12 protein-coding genes are annotated in these 12,877 nt (G+C 46.2%); all 12 read right to left on the bottom strand.

Going from position 1 to position 12,877, the window contains the following annotated elements:
• Window positions 1-38: 38 nt before the first annotated feature.
• Window positions 39-1,067 (bottom strand): hypothetical protein, encoded by a 1,029-nt coding sequence (locus I2H87_RS02835; RefSeq protein WP_195609279.1) that lies wholly within the window; start codon window positions 1,065-1,067, stop codon window positions 39-41.
• Entirely contained in the window at window positions 1,054-2,592 is a 1,539-nt protein-coding gene (locus I2H87_RS02830; RefSeq protein ID WP_195609278.1) for an MBOAT family O-acyltransferase, read from the bottom strand. Before I2H87_RS02830 ends, I2H87_RS02835 begins: the two co-directional genes overlap by 14 nt.
• Before the next feature lie 50 nt (window positions 2,593-2,642).
• Window positions 2,643-2,870, bottom strand: a complete 228-nt coding sequence (locus tag I2H87_RS02825; protein ID WP_009267746.1) for an acyl carrier protein — start codon at window positions 2,868-2,870, stop codon at window positions 2,643-2,645.
• A gap of 119 nt (window positions 2,871-2,989) precedes the next feature.
• Window positions 2,990-4,252, bottom strand: a complete 1,263-nt coding sequence (locus I2H87_RS02820) for an alanine racemase (RefSeq protein WP_009267747.1) — start codon at window positions 4,250-4,252, stop codon at window positions 2,990-2,992.
• A 16-nt stretch (window positions 4,253-4,268) separates the two neighbouring features.
• Window positions 4,269-5,801, bottom strand: a complete 1,533-nt coding sequence (locus I2H87_RS02815) for an amino acid adenylation domain-containing protein (RefSeq protein WP_195609277.1) — start codon at window positions 5,799-5,801, stop codon at window positions 4,269-4,271.
• A gap of 24 nt (window positions 5,802-5,825) precedes the next feature.
• A complete protein-coding gene (locus I2H87_RS02810) occupies window positions 5,826-6,101 on the bottom strand; it encodes an HPr family phosphocarrier protein (RefSeq protein ID WP_009267749.1) in 276 nt (91 codons plus the stop codon).
• Between the two features lie 42 nt (window positions 6,102-6,143).
• The gene (locus tag I2H87_RS02805) at window positions 6,144-7,433 is read right to left on the bottom strand and encodes a CdaR family protein (RefSeq protein ID WP_195609276.1); all 1,290 of its coding nucleotides are present in this window, start codon (window positions 7,431-7,433) and stop codon (window positions 6,144-6,146) included.
• The gene (gene cdaA, locus I2H87_RS02800; RefSeq protein WP_009267751.1) at window positions 7,420-8,295 is read right to left on the bottom strand and encodes a diadenylate cyclase CdaA; all 876 of its coding nucleotides are present in this window, start codon (window positions 8,293-8,295) and stop codon (window positions 7,420-7,422) included. Before cdaA ends, I2H87_RS02805 begins: the two co-directional genes overlap by 14 nt.
• Window positions 8,296-8,325: 30 nt before the next feature.
• Window positions 8,326-9,423, bottom strand: coding sequence for a hypothetical protein (locus I2H87_RS02795; protein WP_195609275.1), 1,098 nt, complete (start codon window positions 9,421-9,423; stop codon window positions 8,326-8,328).
• Window positions 9,424-9,426: 3 nt separating this feature from the next.
• The gene (locus I2H87_RS02790) at window positions 9,427-9,822 is read right to left on the bottom strand and encodes a hypothetical protein (protein WP_009267753.1); all 396 of its coding nucleotides are present in this window, start codon (window positions 9,820-9,822) and stop codon (window positions 9,427-9,429) included.
• Between the two features lie 58 nt (window positions 9,823-9,880).
• Window positions 9,881-10,627, bottom strand: a complete 747-nt coding sequence (locus tag I2H87_RS02785) for a ComF family protein (protein WP_330611457.1) — start codon at window positions 10,625-10,627, stop codon at window positions 9,881-9,883.
• A 5-nt stretch (window positions 10,628-10,632) separates the two neighbouring features.
• On the bottom strand, window positions 10,633-12,843 hold the full coding sequence (gene recD2 / locus I2H87_RS02780) for an SF1B family DNA helicase RecD2 (RefSeq protein WP_195609274.1): 2,211 nt from the start codon (window positions 12,841-12,843) through the stop codon (window positions 10,633-10,635).
• Between the last annotated feature and the right edge of the window lie 34 nt (window positions 12,844-12,877).

The raw sequence follows: 12,877 nt of genomic DNA, 5'->3' as shown, positions 1-12,877 counted from the left end.
CTATTATAAGGGATGCCCCCTGACCGGTCAAGTGCTTCTCACATATTCCGGGATAAACTCAGATATTCGCCGAGGATCCGGCTGAATTCATTTGCTCCATCCTCGTACATATGCCCCTCCATATCATAATACTTTTCCAAATCTGCCGTAAACGCTCCATTCTCATTGAAATCGATCAGAGGAACCCCCTGCTTTTTCAGCAGTTCCTCATAATACTGCCCGGACGCTTCATATCCTTCGGGGTTGGCGGTCCTCGTCTCTTCCGGCGCCGGAAGGATCACTGCCACAAACTCAATATCCTGTTCTTTACAATATCGGATCATCTCGATCAGATCCTCTTCCCTGTCTTTTTTGACCGCTTCCTCATTCCAATTCAGCCAGCTTTCCGCTCTGACCGTTTCTTCTTCCGGACGCTGGCGCGCCAGAAATCCCTCTCCGCGATAAATCGTCTGCGCATCGCTGACAAGCGCCGGATCATAATTCCGATATGCCTCCGATAATTTCATTTTCATAATTTCAGGTGCCTGAGAAAGATGATTCCGGTAGAACATCCATTGATGCAACAGAATCCGAAAATCGTCGTCCAGATATTTATCCGCCGCATAGCGGACTTTCACTGACGAAAAGGACATCTCATGGAGAACAAACGGATCTGCCATTCCCTGAAATTCTTCCACCGTATAATAACTCGGATCCAATTCATAGATCACACGCTTCGGCGGGTCGATCCTGCATGCCTCCCGGATCAGGTAAAGATCATCCAATGGATAAACGTTCCCCATGCAAAGGTTCGTACTCTTCCGTCCGGTAACCTCATCCACAACAGCCGGATTGATATTATTCGCTCCGCGGGACGTTCCGATAAACAGATCATCATATCCGCCCTGTTCCAGATTATGCAGGTTCATCCGCGCATACGTTACCGGAAGCAGCGCAAATCCAACCGCTTCATTCAATAAAACTACGCAAAGAAGAAACAAGCCTGCATACAGAATTCTCTTCCATTGCTTCCTCTTTCCGGTGGCACACATTTTCTTAACATCTGTCTCAAAATCAGAATTGTGCATAGATAAACCCTCCTTTCCCCGCTGTGATATATCCAAAGAAAGGCAGTGAGAACAGGAGTATCATCCAGATCCCCCATCGGATCAAAAGCGGATAGGACGAGATCCGTTCCCGTATCCGGATGCCTTTCTCCTGCAAGATCCCGACAGCAAACAGTACCGCAACACCGATCAAAAGCTGGATATAGTCCAGACGATCCAGCCCAAGCTGTAAAAGTGTCCCGTCATACAATGCAGAAATCCGGAATCCGAGAACCGTATTTTTGATCATCGTAACTGCCGCCGATAAACTGAGCGCCATATCGAAATACCAGCTGATATTCACGAGGAAAAATGTACGGATGATCCGCACGATCTTCCACCCAAACGACTTCGGATCGATATGTGTCCATTCAAATCCTTTCCGAAATACCGGTGCAAACAGACTAGCAAGCGCAATAAGCACGCCATTATACAAACCGTAAACGATATATTTCCACGCAGCGCCATGCCAGATGCCGACAACAAGAAATACGACGATGTTTGCCGCACAGATCGGAAGCACACGTCCTGTCTTCTTTCCGAACCGCTTTTTGCTCCACTTTCCAAAACGGCTCATTCCTTTGGAAAGAGAAAGCGGATAAAACACATAATCTTTCATCCATGTTCCGAGCGTAATATGCCATCGATGCCAAAAATCCGTAATGGAAACTGCTAAAAACGGGCGCTTAAAGTTTTCATCCAATGTAATACCGAACAATTCCGCTGTTCCAAGCACCACATCGATCCCACCGGAAAAATCTGCATACAGTTGGATCGAATAACAAAGGACTGCTACCATGACAGTGATTCCCATATAGTCTGTATAATTCTGAAAGACCTGATTGACGACCACACCGGCACGGTCCGCCAATACCAGCTTTTTAAAATACCCCCACAAGATCCTCTGCGCTCCGAATCCGATCCGTTCCATAGAAAACGAATGCGTCCGGTACAACTGTTCAACCAGGCGATCGTACCGACCGATCGGACCTTGCAAAAGCTGTGGAAAAAAGGATACAAACAATGCAAAACGAAATACATTTTTCTCTGCTTTGCATTTTCCCCAGTATACATCCAGCAGATATCCCATTGACTGAAATGTATAAAATGAGATTCCAAGCGGCAATAAAACCGTTTGAAATGAAAAACCTGTATGAAAGACCAGATTGATATTTTCCACAAAGAAACCGGCATATTTTAAAATTCCGAGAATCCCAAAATTGAAAACGAGTGTCAGGATCAACACTCGTTTCTTTTTCCGTTTCTTTGTGCCTTTTTCAATCTCTGTGTCTCCCACAGACCTTTCCAACATTTCCAAACTGCATCCGGCAACATAGGTTGTCAATGTGCCGGATAACAAAAAGAATACGACTCCGACGCCCGATGACAGATAGTAAAGATAACTAAATGCCAAAAGCCAGATCCACTGCCCTCTTTTCGGTATCAGATAATATCCGCCTGCTGAAATCAATATAAAGATTAAAAACTCTGCAGATACAAGTGACATGATTCTCCTCCCAAGATCATCGTCCGACGCGAGATTATCAAACAAAAAGCCTATTCATTCTGTAAACGCTGTACCATTGCCCACAGAGCCGCTGCGGAATTGAAATTTTCCGGAATGATTTCTGCCGGAGTGATCGAAATGTCGAATTCATCTTCCAATTCCCCTACGATCGACAGGATTGCAAAAGATTCCAAAATCCCGTCATCGATCAAAGTTGTACAGTTCTCATAATCTGCATCCGGCTGAATGTCTTCTAAGATTTCAATTAATTTTTCCATAAATGTTTCTCCTTCTCTTTTCTTGATTTTTATTTTTCAACGATAGCATCGATGTACAGGAAAAAATACTTGTCTTCTGTCGTGCCATCGTAAGCAAACCATTTCATCTCCGCCTGCTCTTAATGAACCGAATTCCACTCATTGGTCGGAAGCGCGCCCCGGATCTGTTCCAATCCGTTTTCCTCCGACCAGAAAAAGATCTGCGGAAGATCCCTGCTCAAAAACAAGTAGATCCCCTCTGTCACCGAGTAAGCACCCGTCCGTTCAAACACAAGGACATCGCCGATCTTTGCATCAACAAGAGGCAGCTGTTTTACGATCACATCGCTGACGGTACAAAGCGAGCCGCAGATATTCCATGCTTCTTCCCCGCCTCTTTCATTCAGAACAGGCTCTTTTTCCGATTGTTCTGTCCGGGATTTTGTGTACTCCGTCTCTTGCCTCACATGGCAGAATTTCGGAATTTTCATCGCCATCATCTGCCCGAAATAATTCAGATGATGGATCCCGCCGTCTACAATACAGTAATTTTGTCCCAGATTTCGCTTTTGATCTACGATCCGGGTCACATAATATCCACAGAATGCCGCCAGAAAGCGTCCCATCTCCAAAACAATCTTTCCCCGAAACCGCATGGAGTCCAAAGATTTTGAAAACGCATCCAGCATTTCTGCCTCCTGCTGCAGTTCTTCCTCATGGTCGAGGATTTCATTTTGGAAATAAGATACGGGAAATCCCGGACCATATTCTAAAATCTCCGCTTCATATCCATACGCTTCATTCAGTTCCGTAAGCAAGGAATCCAGTTTTTCTAATTCTCCCGCCAGTTTTTTCGTCTTTTTCTGTGTTCCGGAATACCATTGAAGTCCGACAAAATCCAACTGCGGAAATGCTTCCCGCTGACAAATGATCTCACGGATCACTTCCGGATCCATCCCAAATTGATTTCCGCTCGTCACCCGGAGCAGCACACGCAATGTCAGGTTTCTCTTTTTTCCCTCTTCCGCTAAAATCCTAAGATGCTCGCCGGACTCCACGGTAAAAATCCCATCCTGACCATATCGATCCAGAACCGATTCCATATCCGAAACATTTTTGTACACACCGGATAATACGATCTTCTCCCGAGGAATCCCGCTTCTCTCACAAATGTGAAATTCCCCCGGTGAACAAACCTCAAAGCAATCTACATATCCTTGAAGCGGTTCGATCAGAAATGGATTTGCTTTCATCGCATAACAAATTTCCACGCGCGCACCCAATTTCTCTTTCAGCTTTCTTACTCTCGTACGCAATGCATCCAGGTCAAACACATACAACGGAGTCCGCTCGTTTTTCGTGATCTGAGCAATTGTTTTTGCATCCATATTGTTCTGTTCCATCCTCACCTTTCTCTTTTCAACACTTTTCAATCCCGGCTTCCCGCATCAATGCTTTCCGGTCGATCTTTCCGTTCTTTGTCAGCGGAAGATGTTCCATTTTCTGAAATGCATTCGGGATCATAAACGGCGGAAGAATCTCGGAAAGTGCTTTCACGATCTCACGCTTTTCAATCTCCCCTTCATAAAATGCAAGGATCCGTTTCTTCTCCTCATGAAAAATACAGCATGCACGTACGATCGCGTCCACCTGATCCATTGCCGATTCGATCTCGCCCAATTCAATCCGATGTCCCATATGTTTGATCTGGAAATCTTTCCGGGATGCGTAACAAAGCTCTCCGGTCTCATTATAATATGCAAGGTCTCCGGTCCGGTAGATCGTTTCCGGATAATACGGATTCAGCGGATTTTGTACGAATGCCCTCCGCGTCTGTTCCGGCGCCTGATAATAACCAAGAGCCAGCGCCGTACCTGCTACGCAAAGTTCCCCCTTTTTGTTCGCTTCCTGCACAAGTTCCTCTTCTTCGTCCAGCAAGAATACTTTCTCATTCGGAAACGGAACACCGATCGGAAGAACATCCCCTTTTTGAAATTCCCGGTCGATCTTATAATATGTGCAGTTACAGGTGATTTCCGTAGGTCCGTACAAATTGACAAACTGTGCCTTTGGCAGGTATTTTCTCCAGATATTCAAATGCTTGATCGGCATCACTTCTCCGCTGAACAAAACTTTATTGATCTTTTCCGGTACTTTATAATCAAATCCTTTCAATGTGGAAATGATACATACCGCCGAAACCGCCCAGATCAAAGTCGTCACATTCCGCTCACAGAGATAATCCAAAAGTTTCGTCGGAAATGAAAAATACTGTTTCGGGATCATGACCATTGTTGCCCCGGTCTTTAAAGTTGCATAAATATCTTTGACCGACACATCAAAATCAAACGGCGCCTGATTTCCGATCACATCTTCCTCTGTGATCTCAAACAACTCCGGAAAATATTCCATAAAATCGATCACAGATCGATGGCTGACAACAACACCTTTCGGAATTCCCGTGGAACCGGACGTAAAATTCACATACAACGGATCGACATCGGCTGCATTGGCACGAATCACATCCAACACATCACCGTCCTCTTCCGAATCTTTCATCTGCTCGTAATAGACGATCTTTCCTTCAAATCCAAGCGCATCTGCCGTCTTTCTGTGATCCTCCGACATCACAACAAGAAGTGTGGCATCCAATGTCTTTAGGATCTGCTGAAGACGGGATACCGGCTGTTTGGGATCCAAAAGAATATAAAAACATCCGGCATTGACGATTCCGAAAAATGTCTGGACAGTCTCCACACTTTTTTCACCCAGAACAGGGATCGGACGTCTTGCCTCTGACATCCCAGCCAGCGCGCTTCCGATCCGGCGCGCGGCTTCCCATGTCTCTCGATAGGTACTCATCTTTTTCTCATCCTCAAACGCCGTTTTATCCGGATAACGCTCTGCCGAATGCTCCAGATACTCCAGTACATTTGATGTCGCTCTGTTCATCTTATGTCCTCCCCTTGTGCCTTTTTATTCTCCAAGCCCGTCTTCTACGATCTGGACCATCACATGAAGCGCCGCTTCTTCATCTTCCCCGTCACAGATGATCGTAACCTCGTCTCCGTTTTTGATACATGCTCCGAGTACGCTCAATACACTTTTTGCATTGGCACTCACTTCTTTTGTTCTGCTTTTTTTCTCAATTAAAATCTTACATTCAAACTGCATTGCAGTTTTGCAAAAAAGTCCTGCCGGCCGTAAATGTAGCCCCGTCGGATTTTTAATTATGACTTTTTCGCTCAGCATGTAGAACTACCTCCTGTCTGTTTTTATTCCGGTATTTTTCTTTCAGTGTCCTGACTCTGCCGCCTTTTCTGCTTCATCTTTCTTTTCTGTCAAAGTCACCGTAACTGCCAGACTGTTCATCACCGTAACCCCGGAATCCACTTCAATATTAACCGGAATTTCATAAACTCCCGGTTCGGTATAATCCTTCAAATTAATAGACGCCGCGTTCTGGATATCCAATTTTTTCAGCAGTTCTTCTTTTCCTGTAAACTGTACTTCCAGATCCGCATCGGATTCCACACTCACTTTCAAATTCTCCGCAAGATTCGTTACCCGGATCGCACCGACCGGCAGCGTGATCGTTCTTCCGCCCTCCTGCTCCACCATTGCGGTAACCGCTACTTTATTCGTTGTCTCGTCGACAAGCTTGATCCCATCCGGCAGATACGGCGAGATATCTACCGTCTGTTCCACTCTGGAGCTGGCGCCGCTGATATCGATCTCAGAAGCATTGACTTCAATTTCATCCACTTCACTCAAAGCTTCTTTTGTACCGCATACAACGACGCTCTCCGGTTCACTGCTCCACCCGGTGTACGTATATCCGGATGCCGGTGTGCCGGAAACATTAAATTTCAGTGCCACCTTTTTTGTCCTTAACATCTGCACGCTGACTGTCACACCTTTATCTCCCAAGTTGTTTGTCAGTTGTGCCACATTCATCGTATTTCCATTGCCGTCATAATAGTGAAGCGTCGCCGCCACATCAGTGTCTTCCGATAAACCGGTCACATCGATCTTTGCAACGACACGTTCGATATCATCAACGATCTGTTCCGATCCGCCGATCGTGATCTTTGCCGGATTAACTGTCGTCTCACCTACAACATATCCGTCCCTCGGCGTTCCCTCTGTCACAACCAAGATTGGGAAATCGTTGGATACAACCGCCTCAATCTGTACCTGCAGATTATGAGGTGACACTTCCGTAACAACGCTTGTATCATTTTCATCATATCCTGCGATCGTTGCTTTGATCGGGATCAATCCGGTACTGCTGTCCATCTCCCGGAAATCGGCCTTTGCGGTAATATCTGAATTTTTGATGTTTTCCAATATAGAACGCCGTGCGTGAACTGTTACCCGGATAGATTCCGGCGCATTCACGATCTCATAAGTGGAACCGTTATTCAGAACGATCTCGTCATTTTCCATCGTAACCTGCACGTCATCAAAGACTTTACTCATCTTTGGATTGTCTATATTGACAACGAACAGCCACAATAAGAATGAAAACAAAAGCGCAATGATCTTCAGCCCGATATGCTGTGTAAATTTATGCTCTTTCATTCTTACTACGCCATCCTTTCCATTTTGCAAACTTTTTCGGTTCCGAATTGCGGTACTGGATCTGATTCAGCCGCGTTGCAAGATAGTCCGGGGTCACGCCGCGAACCAACTGACCTCCCATAGCAATGGAAACCTGTCCGGTCTCTTCCGATACTGCGATCACAAGCGCATCGCTGACTTCACTCATTCCCAAAGCCGCGCGATGTCTTGTCCCCAGATCTTTACTGATCTGCATATTATCGGAAAGCGGCAGATAACAGGTTGCTGAAGTGATCCGGTTTCCGCGCACGATCACCGCTCCGTCATGCAACGGTGTATTATGCTCAAAAATATTGATCAAAACCTGCTCAGACACTTTACAATCCAGTTCGATCCCGGTCATCTCATACTCGGTCAAATGAATTGCCTGTTCCACGACAACAAGCGCCCCCGTCTTTACACTTCCCATACTGAAACAGGCGCTGACAATGCCCTCCAGCGTCTCATCGGTAAATCTCTGATTTTCCCGGTTCTTATCAAACAGGGAGATATTGCTCAGTATATTTTTTTCTCCCAGTTTCTCAAGCGCTCGGCGCAGTTCCGGCTGAAATACGACCACCGCCGCGATCGCCAGCACATTGATCGACTTCCCTGCCAGATACAAAATCGTATTCATCTGAAAAAATGCCGCGAAGAGAATAAACAGACCAAGCATCAATATTCCGCGAAGAAGCATCCATGCTTTTGTATTCATGATCCATTTCATGATCTGATATACGATCACAGAAATGATCAGGATTTCCAGAATATCTGTAACTCCAACTTGTGGGAAATACCAGTCTCCCATATACTTTGTCAGGACATTTGTGATCCACTGCTGCATCTCTTCACCTCCTTTTCCCGTATATCCTGCTTAATTTTCTTCTCCCGGGTCATCCAGACCGAGTTCTTTATTCAGGCTTCTCGTCAACAGAATTTCATCTGCACTCTTTGCTTCCTGCTCCCGTCTTCCTACTTTTCCATTCGAGCGGTTCTGTACTGCACTCTGCTTTTTCACCTGCGCTACATCGATCTTTCCGGTATCCTGTCTTTCATTGATATGTTTCACACTCTTTTCCGGTACGCTGACTGCAACTTTCGGCACCGCTTTTACATAATAATGGTATTCGTCGTCTTCAAATTCCAGATGCTCTGTTCTGGAATAATCAACTGCCAAAAACAAGACTTCCAGAATCAGACCGACTGCAATCGCAGCCGTTCCGCCGACCAAAAGTACCACATAAGAAATATGGGTGTTCAACACCACATTTCCCGCAACGCAAACGACAACTGCAGCTGCGGTTCCCGCAACCGACGCAATCTTCCATGCATGATCCAATGCCCGGGTGCGCACACTGTACACAACAAGCACACAGAAGATCACCGCTGCGATCATAACCCACATTTCTTTATTGGCAAGCGTCTGCTTTGTAAAACTCATCAGACCTTCCACCATACTGTTCGCACTTCCATCTTTGAACGTACTCGATGACATCTTCACAAAATGAACCATATAGTATGTAAAAGCACCGCACACAGCCGGGATCAGGCAGACCGGTGTTCCGAGAAGTCCGATCCCCACGACCACGGCAAACGGAACTTTCAGCGCAAATCCCACCGCTGTCAAGAGCGCCAGCCAGGCAAGCCTTGATGTAAAACGGAAATAAAAAATATACATCACGAAAAAGTACATCACCGCAACGATCGCGATCACCATAGACAGAGAATACAGGTGAAGCAGGATCAATGCAGTTGCCGCCAAAATCATAATGATCGTCGGCAGAAAAGCACAAACTGCTGCAAGCCCAACCGTACAGAGTCCGGATGATGCCGCTTTCATGAAACCAATATTGGAATTGATCAATCCAAATACGAGAAGTCCCAAAATCAGCCGCATTCCTATCGTGATATAGGTTGAATATTTTGCATATAATACCTGTAACTGTTCTTTCATGACAAGCAATGTACTCATATCTTATTTTTTCTCCTTCATTTCCATCTTTCCAAGCCGTGCCAGATCTCTGTAATACTTTTTCATGCGTTGTTTTGCTTTGTTATATTTTCCTTTATAAAAATTTCCGGCAAACACACAGTATATGATCACAAGGATCAGATAAATCCCAACCGCGATCGCGATCATCAAAAGCAGTTTCGTGATCGTCAGATTCTCCAATAGTGTATTCAAATTGCAAAGTGCATAGAGTCCTGCCAGGATCGCATACCCGACTGTGATCCACAGGACGGTGATCAATGTGTTCAGACTTGCATAATCTTTCTTATAGTAAGAACTGATCCTCAGATCTTCCTTTGCATGTTTTTTCTCATACGCGGACATCTTCGCCATCAGTCTGATTCTTTTTTTATCTAACATTTTCAGCCTCCGCTTATTCTTTTCCACAGTAACCCATCCTGTTTAGTATAGCATATACTCAAAGCCCTTGTCCAATGCTTATAGTCAAAAAATACACTTTTTGCACCCCTGCTTTTTTCAGTGCTTCCGCTGTTCTGTGGATCGTATTGCCTGTCGTATAAATATCATCCACAACGAGAATACACCGCTTTGGTTTCCATCCGGGAACAACGGAAAACGCGCCTTTTAAGTTCTGTCTCCGTCCTGCATCGTCCAGTTGTTTCTGATATTTTGTCTTCCGGATCCGTCGTACCGCTTTCGGCTCCACCGGGATTCCCGAAAGTTCTCCCAACGCTTTTGCCAACAGTTCCGCCTGATTAAATCCGCGCGTGCGCTTTCTTGACGGATGCAGCGGTACCGGAACGATCTCCTCAATTTCCCACCGTCGGATCCACTTTCCATACCGACTTGCCATCTCCCGAGCAAAAATCTCTGCATAATATCTTTTATTATGAAATTTAAACTGATAAATCGCCCTCTGTACAAGTGCAGTGTGCAGATATAAACTCCGCCCCTGATCAAATGCAAGTTCATGCCTTGCACAGTCGGCACAATATTCCCGTTCTTCTTCCCGCAGCGGTTTTCCACATTTCATGCAGCAAGGCTCCTCCACATACGGTAATTTCCCACTGCATGAAAAACAGATCCCGCGTTCTCCCGATTTTTCCGCACCGTTAAGAATCTTCCCGCAAAACGGGCAGACCGGCGGATACAAAAGATCTAATATTTTCTTCGTTTTTCTTCCTCCCGCTTCTTTTTCCTGCACAGTTTTTAGAATTCACAGATCCGCTCCGCAAGACTGGTGTAACGATTTTGTTCACTTTTATTCCGGATCATCTCCTGAAATACCTGCTCACTGCCTACGATCGTCAGACATTTTTTCGCCCTCGTCACTGCGGTATACAACAGATTCCGATTATACAAAAGTCTGGGACCCTGCAAAAGTGGGATGATCACTGCCGGGTATTCACTCCCCTGTGACTTATGTACTGTGATCGCATAGGCCAGCTCCAGCTCCTCTGCCATCTCGAACGGATACTTTACTTTCCGGTGTTCATCGTATTCGACTTCCAGCGTCTCGTCATATGTATTGATCTCTGTTACGATTCCCATATCTCCGTTAAATATACCCTGTCCCTGATCGACAACTAAACCATATTTTGTCTTCACTTCCCACTCCAGCTGATAATTGTTCTTGATCTGCATCACCTTATCGCCCACCCGGAAAACCCTACCGCCGATCTCCGTCTCTTCTTTTCCCGGTTCTGCAGGATTCAAATACTTCTGCAGGATCAGATTCAGACGTTCCACACCGAGAAGTCCTTTTCTTGTCGGCGTCATGACCTGGATTTCATTCTGCGGCGCATTGACATATTTCGGCAGCTTTTTCTGGATCAGCGTAAGTATCACACGGATCACGGTATCCGCATCCTGTCTCCGCAGGAAAAAGAAGTCCCGACTTTTATTGTCCGGCACGACCGGCTCTCCGGCATTGATCTTATGCGCATTAACTACAATATCGCTCTCTCCCGCCTGTCGGAAGATCCGGGTCAATGTCACAACCGGAAAACGCCCGGAGGCAATGATATCTTTAAGCACACTTCCGGCCCCCACAGACGGCAGCTGATTGACGTCTCCAACAAGGATCAGTCTTGTTCCGGCAACGACCGCAGAAAGAAGCGCATGCATCAGTGGAAGATCTACCATAGACATTTCATCGATGATGATCACATCCGTTTCCAGCGGATTCTCCCGGTTGCGCAGAAATCCGTTGACATTTCCCTCTTCCTCCGGATTGCCGCTCACTTCCAACAACCGGTGGATCGTCTGCGCCTCGTATCCTGTCGCCTCCGTCATGCGTTTTGCCGCACGACCGGTAGGAGCTGCCAGCAAAATATCCATCCCCTCACTCTCAAAAAACTGGATCATCGTGTTGATCGTGGTCGTCTTTCCGGTTCCCGGTCCTCCGGTAAGCACGAGGAGGCCATGTTTGATCGCCTCGATCACCGCCTGATGCTGAAGTGCGTCCAACGTGATCTTCTCTTTCTCTTCTACTTTTTTCAATCGTTTTTCGATCATATCTTCCGGCATCTCGCAGTCGATATCAAGATCATGCAGCATTTTCGCCGTATTCAGTTCCAGATAATAATAATGTGCCGGATAAATACGGATCTCTCCGTTTTCTTCTTTCATTACCGTCTTTCGGTCAATGCAAAGATCCATCACATATTTCTCTACCTCTGAGATCTCCACTCCCAGAATCTGCATCGCTCTTCGCGCAAGTACATCCTGCGGCAGATAAATGTGTCCCTCTCCGACAGCCTGCTGGAGCACATAGAAAAGACCGCTCCGGATCCGGAAATCGGAATCCGCGTGAATCCCGATCCGTGCAGCGATCTCATCCGCCGTCTTAAATCCGACTCCGTCAATATTATCCGCCAGCTGATAAGGATTTTCTTCCAACACCTGATAAAGTTTCGCACCGTAATATTCGTAGATTTTTACACCTAACGTCGTGGAAATGCCATATTTCTGCAAAAAAAGCATTGCCTTTCGCATCTCTTTTTTCTCTTCCACCTGTATCGCGATCTCCCGGGCTTTTCTCTCGCTGATTCCTTTGATCTCCGCAAGCCGCTCCGGTTCCTCCTCTATAATGCGAAAGGTATCTTCCTTAAACCGCCGGACGATCCGTGCCGCCAGCGCGGCGCCTACTCCCTTGACTGCTCCGGAGCCGAGATACCGTTCGATGGACACCAGATCTTCAGGTTCTTTTACCCGGTGACTGCTCACACGAAGCTGGGTTCCGTAAATGTTGTGATTCACATACTCCCCCTCCAGTTCCAGCAGCTCGCCCTCATTAATGTAATTGAAGTTTCCCACACAGGTCACTCCTCCGTTTTCATTTTCCAGACTGAACACCGTATATCCATTCTCACCGTTTCGATACACAATATGGTCTACATATCCGGTTATCGTCTCCATGTTTCCTCCTTAAGAAAAACAGGTCACTTCGCCG

Origin of the sequence: Mediterraneibacter glycyrrhizinilyticus, from assembly GCF_015560805.1 — a bacterium.
Lineage (GTDB): Bacteria > Bacillota > Clostridia > Lachnospirales > Lachnospiraceae > Schaedlerella > Schaedlerella glycyrrhizinilytica_A.
This window is presented reverse-complemented; position numbering and strand designations above follow the sequence as displayed.

Bases quoted from the DNA above. Each gene is read 5' to 3' on its own strand.
- I2H87_RS02820 (WP_009267747.1), bottom strand. From the start codon at position 4,252: ATGGAACAGAACAATATGGATGCAAAAACAATTGCTCAGATCACGAAA.
- I2H87_RS02795 (WP_195609275.1), bottom strand. From the start codon at position 9,423: ATGAGTACATTGCTTGTCATGAAAGAACAGTTACAGGTATTATATGCA.
- recD2 (WP_195609274.1), bottom strand. From the start codon at position 12,843: ATGGAGACGATAACCGGATATGTAGACCATATTGTGTATCGAAACGGT.
- I2H87_RS02825 (WP_009267746.1), bottom strand. From the start codon at position 2,870: ATGGAAAAATTAATTGAAATCTTAGAAGACATTCAGCCGGATGCAGAT.
- I2H87_RS02790 (WP_009267753.1), bottom strand. From the start codon at position 9,822: ATGTTAGATAAAAAAAGAATCAGACTGATGGCGAAGATGTCCGCGTAT.
- I2H87_RS02815 (WP_195609277.1), bottom strand. From the start codon at position 5,801: ATGAACAGAGCGACATCAAATGTACTGGAGTATCTGGAGCATTCGGCA.
- cdaA (WP_009267751.1), bottom strand. From the start codon at position 8,295: ATGCAGCAGTGGATCACAAATGTCCTGACAAAGTATATGGGAGACTGG.
- I2H87_RS02810 (WP_009267749.1), bottom strand. From the start codon at position 6,101: ATGCTGAGCGAAAAAGTCATAATTAAAAATCCGACGGGGCTACATTTA.
- I2H87_RS02830 (WP_195609278.1), bottom strand. From the start codon at position 2,592: ATGTCACTTGTATCTGCAGAGTTTTTAATCTTTATATTGATTTCAGCA.
- I2H87_RS02805 (WP_195609276.1), bottom strand. From the start codon at position 7,433: ATGAAAGAGCATAAATTTACACAGCATATCGGGCTGAAGATCATTGCG.
- I2H87_RS02835 (WP_195609279.1), bottom strand. From the start codon at position 1,067: ATGCACAATTCTGATTTTGAGACAGATGTTAAGAAAATGTGTGCCACC.